A 17,163-nucleotide genomic window follows, 5' to 3' on the forward strand; every position below is an offset into this window, starting at 1 on the left:
GGCTGGGGCCTATAGCGGCCCGCAGGGGGTAAGCAAACCGTGTGATCTATTCGATCGGCACGCTTTCCTTCGGCGCGTTGTAGCGTACCGGCACCACATCGTGCTTGAAGTGGCGCAACGGCTTGCCGAGCGCGGTCAGCAGCGCTGCCTCGATCGCGGCGCGCGCGCGGGCGCCGATGGCCTTGCGTCCGCGGAATTCCTCCGGGCTGAAGGGTTCGAGGAAATGCATCCGCAATTCGAAACTGCCACGGCGCGACAGCACGCGCTTGGCGTTGTTCACTCCGCTTTCGTCACCGATCCAGCCGATATCCTCGCCCACCTCGCCGTAATCGAGCAGGACCGGCTGGACCAGAACTCCGGGTGGCGGCGGTTCCAGCACGCTGAGCATCGATGTCTTGAACGGCAGCAGGGACTGACCGTCGGTGGTGGTGCCTTCGGGAAAGACCGTAACCGACCAATTGTCCGCCAAGGCCTCGCGCAGCAGGTTGATCTGCTCCGCTACGCCGAGCCGGTTCTCGCGTTTGACGAAGACAGTCCGGTTGAGCCGGCACAGCCAGCTGATGACCGGCACTTCGCCCAGTTCGGCCTTGGCGACGAAAGCGGTGCCGCTCGCCCCGGCCAGCGAGAGGATGTCGAGCCACGAAACGTGATTGGAAATGAAGAACACATCGCGGCGCAGCGGCGTGCCGATGGTCCTGACCCGCGCGCCGGCCAGCCGGCCCGCATAGCGCAGGAACAGCATGGGGAAGGGGGAGCCGTATTTGAAAATGCGGTAGAGATAGTGAAGCGGCACGAAGATGATCAGCAGCGCGACAAGGCCAAGCATGCGCAGGCTGAACCGAATCCATTCGATGGCGGTAAGGTCGCTTGGCTCGCCGCGTTCCGCCGCCGACCGCCGCGCTGCGTTCACCGCTTGCCGCGTCCCTTGTCGCTGCCATCGGCGCGGTCGAGACGGACACCGTAGAGCTCCATCCGGTGATCGACCAGGCGGTAGCCGAGTTTCTCGGCGATCTGCCGCTGAAGGGCTTCCAGTTCGGGGTCGACGAATTCGACCACTTTGCCGCTTTCGACGTCGATCAGATGATCGTGATGCGCTTCGGGGGCGGCCTCATAGCGCGCACGACCGTCGCCGAAATCATGCCGGTCGAGAATGCCGGCCTCTTCGAACAGGCGGACTGTGCGGTAAACCGTCGCGATCGAGATCTTCGGATCGATGGCAGAGGCGCGTTGGTGCAGCGCCTCGACATCGGGATGGTCTTCGCTTTCGGACAGGACCCGCGCGATTACGCGGCGCTGCTCGGTAATCCGTAGCCCGCGCTCAGCACAAAGTTGTTCGAGATCGATCGATTGCTGCAAGCCGAAGTCCTTAACAAGAGATACGAAGGGGACCCATAGGCCCCCGACGCTAATTTCTCAAGCGGCTGGGCGGCTGGCTGCACCCTTGCAGCAAACCGCCCCTTTTCCCTGAAGTAACGAACGCGCTCAGGAAGCGGCAGCAGCTTTGCGCCGCCCGCGCTTCTGGCCGGGTTTGCGACCGAGGCCGATTTTCTTCGCCAGGTCACGGCGGGTCTCGGCGTAGGCCGGGGCCACCATCGGGTAATCGGTTCCCAGGTCCCACCGCGCGCGGTAGTCGTCGGGCGTCATGTCGTGCTCGGTCATGAGATGCCGTTTGAGCATCTTCATCTTCTTGCCGCAGTCGAGGCAGACGACATGGTCCCGCTTGACCGAGGCGCGAACGGACACGGCTGGTTCCGGACGTTCCTCGGCCTGTTCGACCTCGTGGCCGAGCGCCGCGAGAGCGTTATAAACATTTGTTATTAAAGCCGGAACTTCGTCAGCCGACAAGCTATTGTTGCTCACATGCGCGGCAACAATATCCGATGCCAAGGTTATCAGCGTTTCCGACATGTCATGTTCAATGTTATTCATTATATCCTCTTTTCGCGACCCTAGTTGTTCTGCAAACCAATAAGGGCGATATTTCGTTCCAAACAGTTCTTACTGAATTCGGGGCCCACTGACAATGTGACAAGTCGTAGTTTCTAGCCCCTAATGTACGGTGCCGAACAATTTTTTTCTTCCAACAGCGCGGGGAAACTTATGTTAATTCGCGGGTGAAGGTCACCGCATCAAGTGAACTACCGTCCTTGAGCCGATAATAATCCCTGCGTTTTCCAACTGGCAAATACCCGCATGCACGATACAGCTTCTCGGCTGGATTGTTGATCCGCATTTCGAGAAACAAGTGCACTGCCCCGCGGTTCCGCGCGTCGACTTCGAAGCACTTCATCAGTGCGAAGCCCAATCCGCGGCCTCGATAGCCCGGGCGGACTGCGATGAGCAGCAACTCCTCCTCGCCTCTTACATGGCGCGTCAGAATGAAACCGGCAGGTACAAACTCATCGGGCACGTGACCGCCCGGACCGGAGGGAACTGCAACGCCGTCGCCACCGATCAAGCGGTAGAAGATTGTCGGCAGGACCAGCGAATCCGAAAGCTGTCGGCGGGTCCATGCCTCGCCCCAGTGGGGATCGAACGCATCGGCGATGATCGTCATCATGTGGTCGATGTGGTCCATTACGCAGGAAGCTTCGCGTCCGGAGCGCGCCCGTAGATCGGAACCGTGTCCGGGGAAAGGAGGTGTGCGGGGAGAGCGGCCACAAACCTTGCGTCTGGATGCAGCGTCAGGGCTTCTCCGTGGCCGCGTGCGGCAAGCAGGGCTTCCGCCTGCGTCCCGGCCAACAGGCTTGCTGCCGCCGACTGCGCGGCATCCGCCGGACTTAGAGATGTCATGTCCGAGACCGCCGTGCCGTCTGCCGCGAAATCCTGGACGAACCACTCGCCATGTCCGCCGGTCATCACGCTGGTCACCGGCTGCGGTCCGCGTTCCGTCCGCGCCATCGCGGCAACCAGCGCCAGCGTCGGATAACCGAGCACCTGCGCCTGCCAGGCGAATCCCAGCGCGCGGGCTGTCGCGAGGCCGATCCTCACGCCGGTAAAACTGCCGGGGCCGAGGGAAACTGTAATACGGTCCGCCTTGCCCGAACCGGGCAGTGCGGCGATCATCGGGACCAGCCGTTCGGCATGGCCGCGGCCGAGAACGCGGTGGTCGTGCGCGATCAGCGTCTCATCGTCGAACAGCGCGACCGAACAGGCTTCGGTGGCGCATTCTATTGCCAGCATTCGCATGAGGTTGCCCGGTCCCGCTCGATTGAATCACTACATCGCGAAGGTTACACGATGGTGTTGAATTTACCGAATTCGGGACGCGGGCTGCGGTCGAAAATGCTCTCGGGATCACCGTAGCCGATCGAGCAGATGAAATTGACCTCGACCTTCGGTTCGTCGGCGAAGAACGCCGCCTTCACCGCGCCGGCATCGAAACCGGACATCGGTCCGCAGTCTAGACCGAGAGCCCGTGCCGCAATAATCAGGTACGCGCCCTGCAGCGAAGAATTGCGGAATGCGCCTTCCTTGCGGCCCTTTTCGTCACCATCGAACCAGCTTTTCGCATCGGTATGAGGGAACAGCCACGGCAGTTCCTCGTGAAAATAGATGTCCATGCCGATGATCGCGGTAACCGGAGCGGTCTTGACCTTGTCCTTGTTGCCGTCGGATACGGCGTCGACAAGCTTTGCCTTGGCCTCGGCAGATTTGACCCAGACAATCCGCGCGGGCAGCATGTTCGCCGATGTCGGCCCCATCTTCAGCACATCCCAGATCGCGTGGAGCTGTTCGTCGCTGACCGGTTTGTCGAGCCAGCCGTTATAGCTGCGGGCCTCGCGAAAAATCTGGTCGAGCGCGTCGGCCGACAAGGCTTTGCCGTGATATTGGGTCGTCATTGGTGGATGCTCCCGAGGTGCGTGTTCAAGCGGCCCGAACTTCGGTCACTTCAGGTATATAATGCTTGAGCAGCCCTTCGATCCCGTGTTTCAGCGTGGCGGTCGAGGAGGGGCAGCCCGAACAGGCGCCCTGCAGGGTCAGGTAGACTACCCCGTCCTTGAACCCGCGATAGGCGATGTCGCCGCCGTCCCCGGCCACCGCCGGGCGGATGCGGGTTTCGAGCAATTCGCTGATCTGGGCGACGATGTCGGCGTTGGCGGGATCATCGTCCACCACCATCTCGTCCTCTGCCGGAATTGAAATTCCCATTGCGCTTCCGCCTGCGAACAGGGGAGCCTCGCTGATGAAATGATCGAGCAGGATCGCGACCACTTGCGGCTTGAGCGCCGACCAGTCGGCACCCGGGGCAATGGTCACCGAGATGAAATCGGCGCCGAAGAAGACATTGACCACCTCGCCAGTGTCAAAGATCGCCTCCGCGAGCGGCGAAGCCTCGGCAGCTTCCGGCGAGGAAAATTCGCGGGTGCCGCTGGGCATTACCTGCCGACCGGGCAGGAATTTCAGGCTGGCGGGATTCGGTGTGGTTTCGGTCTCTATGAACATGCCTTGGATGTAGGGCGCGGCGCGCGCAGGGGCAAGGGCGGCGGCGGCGAATAAACCTTTCAGCCGGGCAATCGGCGTTGTGTTGCCGGGGCAGCATGCGGGGCCGGAGCGAAAAAGGTTCGCTCATTCACTATCCCTTCAGCACGGGGCTTCCTATATTCCGCGAATGATCGATCTTACGCGTGCCGCACGGCAACTTGCGCTTCTCCTCCCATTTGTCCTGATCGCGCCGAACAGCGCAGCGCAGACCGCCGCGGCTCCGGCCGATGCTGTCCTCGCCGCGGACCTGCCGCCCCCGTCCGCTTTGCAGACCGGCACGGAAACTCCGTGGATCTACCGCGGCAGCGACGTGCCGCAGGACAAGGAATGGCTGTTCGGAGAGATGGATAACGGGCTGCGCTATGCCGTCCGCAACAACCGGGTGCCGCCGGGGCAGGTTTCCATCCGCATCCGGATCGATGCCGGCTCGCTGTACGAAGAAGACGCCGAGCGCGGCTTTGCCCATTTGCTCGAGCATCTGACGTTCCGCGAGAGCAAGTATCTTGGCCAGGCTGCGGCAATTCCCACATGGCAGCGGCTGGGGGCAACCTTCGGCAGCGACACCAACGCGGAGACCAGCCCGACGCACACGGTCTACAAGCTCGATCTGCCCAACGCGACACCCGCCGCGCTGGCGGAAAGTTTCAAGCTGCTGTCGGGAATGATCCGCGAGCCCGTCCTGTCGGCAGAGAACCTGAATGCCGAAGTCCCCATCGTCCTCGCCGAAAAGCGTGAACGCGGCGGCGCGGCCCTGAGAGTTGCCGAAGAAACCCGCAAGGTCCTGTTTGCCGGACAGCGGCTGGCCGACCGCCTGCCCATCGGCACTGACGAGACATTGCGCGGTGCGACGGCGGAAGCGGTCGAAGCGTTCCATGAACGGTGGTATCGCCCCGAAAACACGGTGATCGTGGTAGCTGGTGATGTCGACGCGACCCAGCTTGCCTCGTTGGTCGAACGCTGGTTTGCCGATTGGGATGTGGCAGGAGAAGCTACCGCTGCCCCCAACTTCGGCGATCCCCTGCCGCCGTCCGGTGCCGTTCCTGCCAATCCGGTGGGCGAAGTGGGCGTGATGGTCGAGCCCGACCTGCCGCGCACGATGACCTACTCGATCATGCGGCCGTGGCGCCCGGTCGACGATACGATCGAATATAACGAAGGCCTGCTGATCGATTATTTGTCGCAGGCAATCATCAACCGGCGGCTGGAATCGAAGGCTCGGGCCGGCGGCTCCTATCTCTACGCACAGGTCCAGCAGGATGACGTCAGCCGTTCGGCGGACGCGACCTTTGTCAGCTTTGCGCCGCTGACCGACGATTGGCAGGCCGCGCTGGCCGACGTTCGCGGGGTGATTGCCGACGCGGTGTCCGCGCCGCCGACGCAGGAAGAAATCGACCGCGAAATGGCCGAACAGGAAGTCGCCTACGCGAGTTCGGTGGAGCAGCGATCGGTCATGGCCGGATCGCAGCTTGCGGACAGCATCGTGGGTGCAGTCGATATCCGCGAAGCCGTTGCGGCACCCGAAACCGTCCTGCAGGTCTTCAACGGAATGCGCGACCAGTTCACTCCGGCCAATGTGCTGGAGCATACCCGCGCCCTGTTCACCGGAGACGTTATCCGCGCAACCTATGTGACGCCGGCAGTGGGCGAGGCCGATGAAGCTGCGCTCCGTGCGGCCTTGCTGGCCCCGGTAACCGCGGACGCCAGCGCCCGCCTGGAAGCGAAGACGATTTCCTTCGACGAATTGCCCCCGATCGGGGAGCCCGGCACCGTTGTCGCCGAAGGCTCGCTTGGCCTTCTCGGCATCGAGCGGGTGCAGTTTGCCAACGGGGTCAACGCGATCCTGTGGTCGAACGACGCCGAACCCGGACGGGTCGCGCTGAAGGTGCGGTTCGGTGCCGGCTACCGTGCCTTCGGGCCGGACGACGCGCCGTATATAACCTTGGGCGAAACCGCGCTGATTAGCTCGGGACTGGGCGAACTTGGCCAGGAAGAGCTCGACCGGATTTCCACCGGCCGCAAGATGGGTTTCGATTTCACCATCGGCGAAGGCGTGTTCACGTTCGGCGCGCAGACCCGTTCTGCCGACCTCGCGGACCAGCTGTACCTGTTTGCAGCCAAGCTTGGAATGCCGCGGTGGGACGCCAATCCGGTGATCCGCGCCAAGGCCGGTGCCCGGCTGACGTATGAAAGCTATGCGACCAGCCCCGGCGGAGTGTTGGGACGCGATCTCGATTACCTGCTCCGCAATCAGGAACCACGGTTCAAGACTCCGGACCCGGCGGCGATCGAGGCCGCCACGCCCGAGGGTTTCCGCGAAGTATGGGAGCCGATCCTTCAGCAGGGGCCGGTCGAAGTGTTGATCTTCGGCGAATTCGACCGTGACGCTACCGTTGCGGCGCTGTCGCGGACTTTTGGTGCCCTGGCGCCGCGCGAACCAATCGCGCCGGCAGTCGCGGCGAAGGTTTCCAGCTTCCCCGAACCGACCGCCACTCCGGTGGTGCTGCGGCACCGCGGCGATGCCAACCAGGCGGCGGCAGCGGTCGCATGGCCAAGCGGCGGCGGTGACGCCAATCTGCGCGAATCGCGCCAGCTGGAAATCCTCACCGACCTGTTCAACAACCGGCTGGTGGACAAGATGCGCGAACGGGCCGGTGCCAGTTATGCACCGCAGGTCTCGTCGCGGTGGCCGGTCGACGTGGACAGCGGCGGTGCGATCACCGCAGTGGCGCAGCTTCGCCCGGAAGACGTGCCGGTGTTCTTTGCCGCTGCGGATGCGATTGCACGAGACCTGGTGGAAAACCCCGCCACCGCGGACGAACTGGAGCGGGTCACCGAGCCGCTGAAGCAGTTGATCAGCCGCGCCTCTACCGGCAATACCTTCTGGATGTTCCAGGTCGAAGGGGCCTCGCAGCGGCCTAGCCGCCTCCAGCAAGTACGCAGCCTGTTGACCGATTACACCCAGACCACGCCCGAAGCGATGCAGGAGCTTGCCCGCCGCTATTTCGGCGGCCGTGCGGGATACCGGGTCGCGGTCATTCCGGAAGGTCAGGAACTGGTTACCAGCAGCGCGGCCAGCACTGCCGCGATGACGGGGCGCTGAACCCGGCGGTGCCGGGCGTTGCGCGCACCCAAGCTTAACTTCGTTGCAAGGGGCGGCGTTTTGCCTTTGAGTAGCCGAGCGGGTAGATTGCGCCTATGGGCGCGCTCGGCACGCAGCGCAGCGAAGCAGATGAAAGACCGAAGAAGTGGCACAGAACTGGACCCCCGATAGCTGGAAATCGCATGAGGCGCGGCACTTGCCTGCCTATGAGGATGCCGCGGAACTGGCCGCTGCCGAGGAAACGCTGTCCAACTATCCGCCGCTGGTATTTGCCGGAGAAGCGCGCGCCCTGAAGGCTGATCTGGCGGATGTCGCCGCGGGCAAGGCGTTCCTGCTCCAGGGCGGGGATTGCGCCGAAAGCTTTGCCGAATTTCACCCCAACAACATCCGGGACACGTTCCGCGTGCTGCTGCAGATGGCCGTGGTGCTGACCTTCGCGGGCAAGCTGCCGGTGGTGAAAGTCGGCCGCATGGCCGGCCAGTTTGCAAAGCCGCGCAGTTCGGACACCGAGACACAGGGCGGCGTGACCCTGCCGAGCTACTTCGGCGATAACGTCAACGGAATCGAGTTCACGCCTGAAACGCGCCGCAACGATCCGCAGCGGATGGTCCGCGCCTATTCGCAGGCCGCCGCCACGCTCAACCTGCTGCGCGCCTTTGCCGGCGGCGGGTATGCGAACTTGCGGCAGGTCCACCAGTGGACGCTCGATTTCATGGGCCGTAGCCCGTGGGCGGACAAGTTCGCCGAAGTATCCGGCAGAATCGGCGAGGCACTCGATTTCATGGAAGCGTGCGGGATCGACCCGCAGACCGTACCGCAATTGCAGGGCACCAGCTTCTACACCAGCCACGAAGCGTTGCTGCTGCCTTACGAACAAGCGATGGCCCGGCAGGATTCCCTGACCGGCGACTGGTACGATACCAGCGCACACATGGTCTGGATCGGGGACCGGACCCGCTTCGAAGGCAGCGCGCACGTGGAATTCGCGCGCGGCATCGGCAACCCGCTGGGCATGAAATGCGGCCCGAGCATGGAGCCCGATGCGCTGGTGCGTTTGCTCGATGTCCTGAACCCCGCGCGTGAAGCCGGGCGGATGACCCTCATCAGCCGTTTCGGGCACGACAAGGTGGAAGCCGGCCTGCCGCCGCTCATCCGCGCTGTCGAGCGGGAAGGGCACACCGTGGTGTGGTCCTGCGACCCGATGCACGGCAACGTCGTGAAAGCGGACAGCGGCTACAAGACCCGTCCGTTCGACCGCATCCTGACCGAGGTGAAGGGCTTCTTCGCGGTCCACCGGGCCGAGGGAACCCACGCGGGCGGCATCCATATCGAAATGACCGGGCAGGATGTGACCGAATGCACCGGCGGCGCGGTTGCGATCACCGATGCACGGCTCGGCGACCGCTACCACACCCATTGCGACCCACGCCTCAACGCGGCGCAATCGCTCGAGTTGGCATTCCTGTTGGCGGAGATGCTCAATCTCGAAGTGGCAGAGCGCCAGGCCAACGCGGCGTAATCCACCGGTCCTGCGTGCCGCAGTTCACACATCTGGAACAAATCGGGTTCACAGGGTTTAAATCATAAATTGCATGCGCCATATCGGCGTCTTGAATGGTTTAGACCCGGAGAAATTTCATGCCCGAGGCCGCTGTCTCGAACACTGGTTCCAGCATGCGGGCCGAACAGGCAGAACTGGCGCAGCGATTTCGCGACACCCGGGCGCTCACACGAAATCTGGTCTGGCACCTGTCGGAAGCCGATGCGACCCTGCAGTCGATGGAAGATGCCAGCCCCGCCAAATGGCATCTGGCACACACCAACTGGTTCTTCGAGACGTTCCTGCTGCGGGACAATGTGTCCGGCTACCGCCTGTTCGATGAGGACTGGCCGTTCCTGTTCAATTCCTATTACGAGTCTGAAGGCGAACGTATCGCGAGGTTTTCGCGAGGCATGCTGTCGCGCCCGACCGTGTCCCAAATCCTCGATTGGCGGAGCCATGTTGATGATGCGATGACCCCGTTACTGGGCGATCCGGAACACGCCGCACTGATCCGGCTCGGGATCGCCCACGAACAGCAGCATCAGGAATTGCTGTTGACGGATATCAAGCACGCGCTGTTCCAGAACCCGCTCGGACCTGCGATGTTCGAAGCAATCCCGACAAGGGGTAAGGCGTTGGCCGAACTCGAGTGGCATGAACACCCCGGCGAGATCGCGATGGTCGGCTACGATCCGGCGGGCGAGGGCTTCGCGTTCGACAACGAAGGGCCGCAGCACCGGGTGTTACTGGAACCCTTCGCGCTGGCAAACAGGCTGGTGACCAACCGCGAGTGGGACGAATTTATCGCCGATGGCGGTTATCGTAACGCCGGTCTCTGGCTGTCAGACGGTTGGTGCTGGGTGCAGACAGAAGGCGTCACGGCGCCGCTTTACTGGCGGGACACCGAAAACTTTACCCACACCGGCTGGCATCCCCGCGAACCGGATGCCCCGGTGACCCACATTTCCTACTACGAAGCCGACGCCTTCGCGACCTGGGCGGGTACGCGGCTGCCGACCGAATTCGAATGGGAAGTCGCCGCGCAGGGTTCCGATCCGGTCGGCGGGAACCAGCTCGACAGTGCCGACCCGCCTTTGCCGCGCGGCGGCGCGGAGATGTTCGGCGATTGCTGGCAATTCACCCGCAGTGCCTATCTGCCCTATCCGCGCTTCCGGCCGGCAGAGGGGGCGGTTGGCGAATATAACGGCAAGTTCATGTCCGGCCAGTTCGTGCTCAAGGGAGCCAGTTGCGCCACCGCGCGCGGTCATTCCCGGGCATCGTACCGTAATTTCTTCTATCCGCATCAACGGTGGCAATTCACCGGACTGCGACTGGCCAAGGACGTCTGATGACCAGCAATACCGGATTGAAACTTGTCGACCGGGACGAGGACGGCGTGGACCGGGCGTTTCGCGCCGATGTGCTGGACGGCCTTTCGGAAGACCAGAAAGCCATTCCGGCGCGCTGGTTGTACGACGATGCCGGATCGCAATTGTTCGAGGACATCACCCGGATCCCCGAATATTACCCGACCCGTGCGGAAACCGAGATCCTTGAACGGCGCTCGGATGAATTTGCCAGATTGATCGGGCCGGGCCGCGCAGTCGTCGAATTCGGATCGGGCAGTTCGGTCAAGACCCCGCTGCTGCTGCGGGCGATCGAGCCGGCGGCCTATGTGCCGCTTGATATTTCCGGCGACTTCCTGCGCGCTGCGGCGGACGATCTGGCGGTCAAGTTTCCGCATCTGCCGATCTATCCGGTCGAAGCCGATTTCATGCGCAAGGTCGCCCTGCCGGACGACGTGGCGGATCTGCCGAAACTCGGCTTCTTTCCCGGTTCGACTATCGGCAACATGGTGGCGCGCACCGCCGTCAACCTGCTGCGGACCATGCGCGAGACTTTGGGCGAGAGCGCGCGCCTGCTGATCGGCATGGACCTGATCAAGGACCAGGGCGTGCTCGAAGCGGCCTATGACGATGCCGGCGGGGTGACCGCGCAATTCAATCTCAACCTCGCGCGGCGGATCAACCGCGAGTTGGCCGGGACGATCCCGGTTGACGATTTGCGCCACGAAGCGCGGTGGAACGACGACTTTGCCCGCATCGAAATGCATTTGGTGGCGCAGAAGGATGTCGAGTTCGAAATTGCCGGGCGGGATTTTGCCATGGCGAAAGACGAAACCATCCATACGGAAAACAGCCACAAATTCGACCGGCGCAGTTCTGCCACCTTGTTGCTGGCGGGCGGGTGGACGCCGGTTCACCGGTGGACCGACGAGGCGGGCCGGTTCTCCCTCATACTCGCCGAAGCCAGTATCCCGCGGAGTGCACCTTGACCGGTGACCTGAGCGTCGGGGTTATCGGCGGGGGCATGGCAGGTCTGACCTGCGCGGCGGAATTGGCGCAGCGGGGTATCACCAGCACCGTGTTCGACAAGGGTCGGGGGCCGGGCGGCCGCATGGCCACGCGCCGGATTGCTGTCGGAAACCGGGAGATCGGCTTCGATCACGGCGCGCAATATTTCACCGCCCGCGATCCTGCGTTTCTCGCAATGTGCCGGACATGGCACGCAGAGGGCGTCATCGCGCCGTGGCCTTCCGTGGGCAGTGAAGCGTGGGTCGGGGTGCCGGGAATGAACGCCCCGTTGCGGCATATGGCTGGCGGCCTCAATGTCCGGTGGGGCTCTCGGGCGGAAGCCATATCGCGGACGGGCGGGCAGTGGCAGGTCCTTACCGATGACGGCACCCACCGGTTCGACCGGCTGGTCGCCGCCGTACCCGCCGAGCAAGCCGCGGTGCTGCTGGCGGACGCGGCGCCGGAAATTGCGCGCCGTGGGGCGGCAATCCGCTCCGACCCTTGCTGGGCGGTGATGGCGCTGTTCGAGCAGCGGATCGACATTTCCGCCGACGTCGTCCGCGATGATGACGCCCCGATCCCCTGGGCTGCGCGCAACGGTGCAAAGCCGGGACGGGACGGGACGGAAAGCTGGGTGATCCAGGGATCTCCGACATACTCGACCGAAATTCTCGAGCGAGCGCCGGAGGCTATCTGCCCAATGATGCTGGCGCAGTTCTTCGACCAGGTTGGAATTGCCCCGGTTGAACCGGTGCACTGCGCCGCGCACCGGTGGCGCTATGCCCGGGTGCCCGGGGTGGCGGAACCGCTGACGGGGCAGGACCTTGGCGATATGGCCATCTGGAACCACGAAATCGGCCTGGGCGCGGCCGGTGACTGGTTGGCCGGACCGCGGGTCGAGAACGCGTTCCTATCGGGGCGGGCGCTTGCGGAAATGATTGCACAGGATGTGTCGTCACGGTTCATGGAACCGCAGGAATAGAGTTCCTATATTGCCTTCATGACCCTAGCTGAAATCTGGAACGCCCTGGCGGCGGTGATCGCCGAAATTCCCCGCTCGGGCCTGCTGGTGGCGGTAATCGCTGCGCTGGTCGGCGGCTGGGTCGGGGGAATGATGGTCCGGCGCCGGATCCCGCTGGGACGTCTGGTCAGCACCGCCAGCACCATCGCGCTCGCCGCTATCTTGGTCACCGTGGTGCTGCAATTGTCGCGGTTCGATTCCCGGATGGATTTCGCGATCCCCGAGATGGGCATGCCGCAGCAAGTGGTCGAAGGGGCGGAGACCCGCATCCCGATGGCCCCCGACGGGCATTTCTGGCTGCAAGCGGACGTAAACGGGGTGCCGGTCTCCTTCATGGTCGATACCGGCGCCACCCTCACCGCCGTGTCGGGCAGGGTCGCCGATGCAGCGGGCCTCGAGCCGCGCCGGGGCGGAATTCCCATCCGGCTCAACACCGCCAACGGATCGATCTCGGCGCAGGTTACCTCCATCGACGAATTGCGGTTCGGGACCGTCACGGCGCGCGGGCTGGATGCGGTAACCGCGCCGAATCTTGGTGAGACCAATGTGATCGGGATGAACCTGCTCTCGCGCCTTAAATCCTGGCGGGTGGAGGACAATGTCCTGATCCTGGTGCCGAACAACCCGCAACCCCCGGCGGATCAGGGGTCAGGCTCCTACTAACGCAGCCTCTTGCCGAGACCCGGCGGCTGGTGCATCAGGCGCGGCATGAAAACACAACCGACCCGGTCCGCCAAATTCGCCAGCTTCGCGCTGTTGCTCGCGCTCGCGCTGGTGCTGTGGTTCGCGGTCGCCGCGTTCGGACCGAAAATCGGGATCATCGACTGGCAAACCGGCCTGATGACGATGACCTTCACGTGGGGGCTCTATTTGATTGGCCTGACCGCAGTGATTGCGCTGATCGCGCTGGTCTGGACGGCGCTCAAGGCGCCTCGCAACGGTTGGTTCAAGGCGGCAATCGCACTTGCGATTCCTGCGGTGTTCTTCGCGGCGCTGGCCTCCACCAAGGCAACGGGCGAGCGCGTTCCGCCGATTTACGACATTACCACCAACACCGCCAATCCGCCGGCCTATTCGGAGGACACACTGGCCTTGCGCAGTTCGGTCGATGCGAACCCGCTCATCGATTTCCAGACCCCGCTCGGCGAGATGGAGCGGTGGCAAGTCGATCGCTTTTCCGCAGTCCGGGACAAGACGGCAGCCGAACTGATTGCCGAAGGATATCCGCAGCTCAAGACAGTGACGTTGCCGGTCAGTCCGGAAGTCGCGGCGCAAAGGGTCGCCGATGCCATGACCGAGGCGGGCTTTACCGACGTACGCAGTGCCAACGGACGCGTGGAGGGCGTGGCCGAAACCTTCCTTTACGGCTTCAAGGATGACGTGGTGGCCCGGATCACCCCGGTCGGAGGTGGCAGCGAAGTCGACTTCCGCTCGACCTCGCGGGTGGGCCTCAGTGACCTTGGCGAAAATGCGAAGCGGATCGGCAAACTGCTGGAAGCGGTGAAGGAATAAGTTTTTGGACGGTGTCCGGGCATGAAATAATCGGCCCGACCGCCCAAATTCAAATCCCGGAAAATCTCCGCGCCACCCTAAAAGTGGTCAAGATCGCTGCCGCGCGGCAACAAAAATTCCGTAATTTTCTTAAAATGTACGGTACCGTGCAGACATAGCCATGGCTTGTATTCTAGCCGGTCGACACCAACTTCATGGTATCGGATGCCATGTTTTTTTGGGGCGCAACCGGCTGAGAGAAATAAGCTCCCGCCCTAAGACAAAGGGCGAGCTTGCGTGGCGATCGAACAATCTTCGATCAGAAATGGGCTGCTGGCGGGCATGTCTCCCGCCGATTTTGCGTTGTTCGCAGCCGATCTGGTGCCGGTCGAACTGAGCCGCCGGACGTTGATGTCATCGCCCGAGCAGACAATCAAGCATTGCCGGTTCCTCGAGGACGGGATCGCTTCGATGGTCGCCACGTCGCGAGACGGGCAGGAGACCGAAGCGGGCATTGTCGGGCGCGAGGGTATGATCGATGTCGCCACGGTGCTGGGGGCCCACCGCACCCCTCTGCGGACCTTTATCCAGATCCCCGGGCACGGACTGCGGGTGCCGGCGCGCACACTGTCGGCCGCTTACGCCGCGAGCGAAACCATACGCGTTTCATTCAACCAGTTCGCCTTCCAACTGCTCAGCCAGATAGCCGAAACCGCCCTGGCCAACGCTTCCTATTCGGTCGAGCGGCGCCTGGCCCGCTGGCTGCTGATGTGCGCCGACCGGTTGGGCGATAACAAAATCTGCCTGACGCACGAATTCCTCTCGGTCATGCTCAACGTCCGCCGGGCCGGCGTCACCCTCGCGGTCCAGTCGCTGCAAGGCTCCGGATTTCTCGAACCAAGCCGCGGTTCGGTGACGATCGTCAACCGCGCCGGCCTCGAGGCGTTCGCGAAAGACGCCTACACCCCGCTGTAGGTCAGTTGTCGGGCGAAGTTCGCTGACAAAATATTGAAAGTGCCAGGAGGGCAGGGACCTAGCCAAACAATGTGCCCTCGACCCGCCGATTGAAGGGGCTGGCGAAGGACGCGTCCGAGCGGAGCGGATTGCGCGGATCGATGCCCAGATCGCCGTGCGCAAGACCAAGAAGGCTGGCTGAGCCGGACCTCAGCGCCCACGCGCCAGTCCGACCAGCATCTAGTCGAGCGCTTGAAGGAAGTGCGAGCGGTCGCTCTTCCTGAACGGGGCCGGACCGCCAGTGATGTCGCTGACTCCGGCACGCAGATCGGCCATGATCGCGCGGGTTGCAATGGCGGAACCGATCGAGGCCGCGGTGAACGGCTTGCCATGCGGGGCCAGCACCTGCGCGCCCGCCTTGATCGCCCGGTCGGCAAGCAGGATATCGGAAGTGATCACCACCGCGCCGGGTCCCGACTGCTCGGCGATCCAGTCATCGGCGGCGTCGAATGCGTCCGAGACGATCACCCGGTCGATCAGCGGACTGGAGGGTACGCGGAATGGGCTGTTGCTGACGATATGCACCGGCACCCGGTGACGGGCGGCGACGCGGTAGATCTCCTCCTTCACCGGACAGGCGTCGGCATCGACCAGAATGCGCAGGGCGAAGGGTGGGGCAGGTGGAAAAGATTGGGCATCCATCATCAATCAGAGGGCTGGGAATCAACCGTTCTTCATATTCTCGAGGCCGCGCACCGAACCGGCTTTCAACGACGGTTCGGACGCATTGTTCTTCTTCTTTTCCGCTTTGGGTTTGCGAACTTCCTTGTTCGATTTCTTCTGGCTTTTCGCCATGACTTCTTCCTATCGGGGCGGAATGCCTCAGGCACCGTGGTATACCTCAATGCGCAGATAGGTGCCATCAAATCGTGCCGTCTTGCGATATCTGTCGAATTGACAGAACTTGTCTTGAACGGGGCAGGGAGAAGGCGATGGCGAAGTGGGCTGCGTTGCTAAGAGGTGTAAACGTGGGCGGGAATACCGCCCTCCCGATGGCGCGGCTCAGAGAGTTTCTCACGGATATGGGGTTCAGCAATGTCCGCACGTTACTTGCTTCGGGAAACGCTATTTTCGATGTCGACGGAGTGGAGGCACCGGCGATCGAAGCCTTGCTCGAGCGAGAAGCGGCTGCGCGTATAAAGCTGAGGACAGACTTCCTGGTGCGCAGCGATGAGGAACTGGCCGCGCTGGTGAGCGGCAATCCATTCCCGGAAGTCGCAAGTTCCCGTCCGGACCAACTGGTTGTCGCTTTTGGACGAACTGCCGCCCCCGCGGACCTGCCGCAGCGTTTAGCCACCTTCTATGACGGGCCCGAGCGGATCGAGGTGCGCGGCCGTGAGATGTATATCGATTTCCCGGCAGGTCAGGGGCGCTCCAAACTTTGGCCGGCCGTGGCCAAGCTCAAGCTGAACGGCATTGGGACCGCGCGAAACTGGAACACGATAACGAAGCTCAATGCTGCCATGCGACGCTGAACCCGAGAGCTTTGGCAGTCATGCCGGAATGGTTTCGGGAGTTGAATAGCGGCATGGGATCGTGTCGGGGCAAGCGTATTGTGACGCCATGCGCGTCAACCAAACTTTGCTGGCTCGTCGACTGATCGCAGCGTATTGGCCAGCCAAACAGCTAAGGATTGCTCATTGGAGCCTCGGGCAGAGCGGCAAGCTCTTGCGAGGTCATGCTGGTTTGCACATCGATGTCGCCAAGGGTGCCCTCTTTCGCCGACAGCCCGCTCAGCGGCACTTGTACGTAGCGATCAGGGTCGCTGTCTTCTATCTCCACCAGCAGGCCGGTGACTACACCAGACGCGTCGCGACGAACTTGTTCTATATCGCCCAGTTCGGCACCGTCCTCCGCCACTAGATCGGCGTCAAGCAACTGCCGCTCAGTCAGACCCATCGCCACTACCGCGTCGCCCGAGGCCGCTGCGCTTTGTTCTGCCTGCGCTTCCATCTGATATTCTACGGTGTCCGCCTGTCGTTCGGCTTCGGACTCACAAGCGGTGAGCGCTGCGAGGCTGAGGGGCAGGACTACATATCGGGCAAGTGCCATGTTCAGACTATCCTTTGTCATTCATATTCATAAGGCCAATCCTCAGCAACTTGGATTGTTCCTGTCTCAGGAAGAAGGGAACAACGCTCGGGAAGCTCCGTTC

19 protein-coding genes are annotated in these 17,163 nt (G+C 62.8%); 9 read left to right on the plus strand and 10 right to left on the minus strand.

The window, feature by feature from the left end; all coding sequences use genetic code 11:
• Positions 1 to 46 precede the first annotated feature (46 nt).
• The 7 genes from GRI65_RS01990 to GRI65_RS02020 form a co-directional block, all read right to left on the minus strand.
• Positions 47 to 910, minus strand: coding sequence for a lysophospholipid acyltransferase family protein (locus GRI65_RS01990; protein ID WP_332872577.1), 864 nt, complete (start codon positions 908 to 910; stop codon positions 47 to 49).
• Positions 907 to 1,356 (minus strand): Fur family transcriptional regulator, encoded by a 450-nt coding sequence (locus tag GRI65_RS01995; protein ID WP_160754856.1) that lies wholly within the window; start codon positions 1,354 to 1,356, stop codon positions 907 to 909. The genes GRI65_RS01990 and GRI65_RS01995 overlap by 4 nt, the downstream gene beginning before the upstream one ends.
• 126 nt (positions 1,357 to 1,482) lie before the next feature.
• Positions 1,483 to 1,929 carry a MucR family transcriptional regulator gene (locus tag GRI65_RS02000; protein WP_160754857.1) on the minus strand — a complete coding sequence of 149 codons (447 nt, stop codon included), beginning with the start codon at positions 1,927 to 1,929 and terminating at the stop codon, positions 1,483 to 1,485.
• Positions 1,930 to 2,098: 169 nt separating this feature from the next.
• Positions 2,099 to 2,578 (minus strand): GNAT family N-acetyltransferase, encoded by a 480-nt coding sequence (locus GRI65_RS02005; RefSeq protein WP_160754858.1) that lies wholly within the window; start codon positions 2,576 to 2,578, stop codon positions 2,099 to 2,101.
• Complete coding sequence (gene tsaB, locus GRI65_RS02010; RefSeq protein ID WP_160754859.1) at positions 2,578 to 3,189, minus strand: tRNA (adenosine(37)-N6)-threonylcarbamoyltransferase complex dimerization subunit type 1 TsaB; 612 nt, start codon at positions 3,187 to 3,189, stop codon at positions 2,578 to 2,580. Before tsaB ends, GRI65_RS02005 begins: the two co-directional genes overlap by 1 nt.
• Before the next feature lie 44 nt (positions 3,190 to 3,233).
• Positions 3,234 to 3,842: a malonic semialdehyde reductase gene (locus GRI65_RS02015; protein ID WP_160754860.1), complete on the minus strand. Its 609-nt coding sequence runs from the start codon at positions 3,840 to 3,842 to the stop codon at positions 3,234 to 3,236.
• Positions 3,843 to 3,867: 25 nt separating this feature from the next.
• Positions 3,868 to 4,446, minus strand: coding sequence for a NifU family protein (locus GRI65_RS02020; RefSeq protein WP_160754861.1), 579 nt, complete (start codon positions 4,444 to 4,446; stop codon positions 3,868 to 3,870).
• A gap of 166 nt (positions 4,447 to 4,612) precedes the next feature.
• On the opposite strand from GRI65_RS02020, the gene GRI65_RS02025 reads away from it, so the two are divergent.
• From GRI65_RS02025 to GRI65_RS15360, 8 genes are all read left to right on the plus strand, one after another.
• Positions 4,613 to 7,585 carry a M16 family metallopeptidase gene (locus GRI65_RS02025; RefSeq protein WP_160754862.1) on the plus strand — a complete coding sequence of 991 codons (2,973 nt, stop codon included), beginning with the start codon at positions 4,613 to 4,615 and terminating at the stop codon, positions 7,583 to 7,585.
• 145 nt (positions 7,586 to 7,730) lie between these two features.
• On the plus strand, positions 7,731 to 9,104 hold the full coding sequence (locus GRI65_RS02030) for a class II 3-deoxy-7-phosphoheptulonate synthase (RefSeq protein WP_160754863.1): 1,374 nt from the start codon (positions 7,731 to 7,733) through the stop codon (positions 9,102 to 9,104).
• A 119-nt stretch (positions 9,105 to 9,223) separates the two neighbouring features.
• Positions 9,224 to 10,477, plus strand: a complete 1,254-nt coding sequence (gene egtB, locus GRI65_RS02035) for an ergothioneine biosynthesis protein EgtB (RefSeq protein WP_232843887.1) — start codon at positions 9,224 to 9,226, stop codon at positions 10,475 to 10,477.
• Positions 10,477 to 11,463 (plus strand): L-histidine N(alpha)-methyltransferase, encoded by a 987-nt coding sequence (egtD, locus tag GRI65_RS02040; protein ID WP_160754864.1) that lies wholly within the window; start codon positions 10,477 to 10,479, stop codon positions 11,461 to 11,463. Before egtB ends, egtD begins: the two co-directional genes overlap by 1 nt.
• Entirely contained in the window at positions 11,460 to 12,464 is a 1,005-nt protein-coding gene (locus GRI65_RS02045) for an NAD(P)/FAD-dependent oxidoreductase (RefSeq protein ID WP_232843888.1), read from the plus strand. The genes egtD and GRI65_RS02045 overlap by 4 nt, the downstream gene beginning before the upstream one ends.
• Positions 12,465 to 12,482: 18 nt before the next feature.
• Positions 12,483 to 13,166, plus strand: coding sequence for a retropepsin-like aspartic protease family protein (locus GRI65_RS02050; RefSeq protein WP_160754865.1), 684 nt, complete (start codon positions 12,483 to 12,485; stop codon positions 13,164 to 13,166).
• A 45-nt stretch (positions 13,167 to 13,211) separates the two neighbouring features.
• Positions 13,212 to 14,015, plus strand: a complete 804-nt coding sequence (locus tag GRI65_RS02055) for a DUF1499 domain-containing protein (RefSeq protein WP_160754866.1) — start codon at positions 13,212 to 13,214, stop codon at positions 14,013 to 14,015.
• A gap of 276 nt (positions 14,016 to 14,291) precedes the next feature.
• On the plus strand, positions 14,292 to 14,969 hold the full coding sequence (locus GRI65_RS15360) for a Crp/Fnr family transcriptional regulator (RefSeq protein WP_160754867.1): 678 nt from the start codon (positions 14,292 to 14,294) through the stop codon (positions 14,967 to 14,969).
• A gap of 219 nt (positions 14,970 to 15,188) precedes the next feature.
• Here GRI65_RS15360 and GRI65_RS02065 read toward each other — a convergent pair whose 3' ends face one another.
• Both GRI65_RS02065 and GRI65_RS15365 read right to left on the minus strand, forming a co-directional pair.
• Positions 15,189 to 15,611 (minus strand): YaiI/YqxD family protein, encoded by a 423-nt coding sequence (locus GRI65_RS02065; protein ID WP_160755560.1) that lies wholly within the window; start codon positions 15,609 to 15,611, stop codon positions 15,189 to 15,191.
• A gap of 60 nt (positions 15,612 to 15,671) precedes the next feature.
• Positions 15,672 to 15,803, minus strand: a complete 132-nt coding sequence (locus GRI65_RS15365) for a hypothetical protein (protein ID WP_269816272.1) — start codon at positions 15,801 to 15,803, stop codon at positions 15,672 to 15,674.
• Positions 15,804 to 15,940: 137 nt separating this feature from the next.
• Here GRI65_RS15365 and GRI65_RS02070 point away from each other — a divergent pair, with 137 nt between their 5' ends.
• Positions 15,941 to 16,483 carry a DUF1697 domain-containing protein gene (locus GRI65_RS02070; protein ID WP_160754868.1) on the plus strand — a complete coding sequence of 181 codons (543 nt, stop codon included), beginning with the start codon at positions 15,941 to 15,943 and terminating at the stop codon, positions 16,481 to 16,483.
• A 151-nt stretch (positions 16,484 to 16,634) separates the two neighbouring features.
• Here GRI65_RS02070 and GRI65_RS02075 read toward each other — a convergent pair whose 3' ends face one another.
• On the minus strand, positions 16,635 to 17,060 hold the full coding sequence (locus GRI65_RS02075; protein ID WP_160754869.1) for a PRC-barrel domain containing protein: 426 nt from the start codon (positions 17,058 to 17,060) through the stop codon (positions 16,635 to 16,637).
• Positions 17,061 to 17,163: the final 103 nt, after the last annotated feature.

The organism is Allopontixanthobacter sediminis, assembly GCF_009828115.1.
In the GTDB taxonomy this organism is placed as follows: Bacteria; Pseudomonadota; Alphaproteobacteria; order Sphingomonadales; family Sphingomonadaceae; genus Allopontixanthobacter; species Allopontixanthobacter sediminis.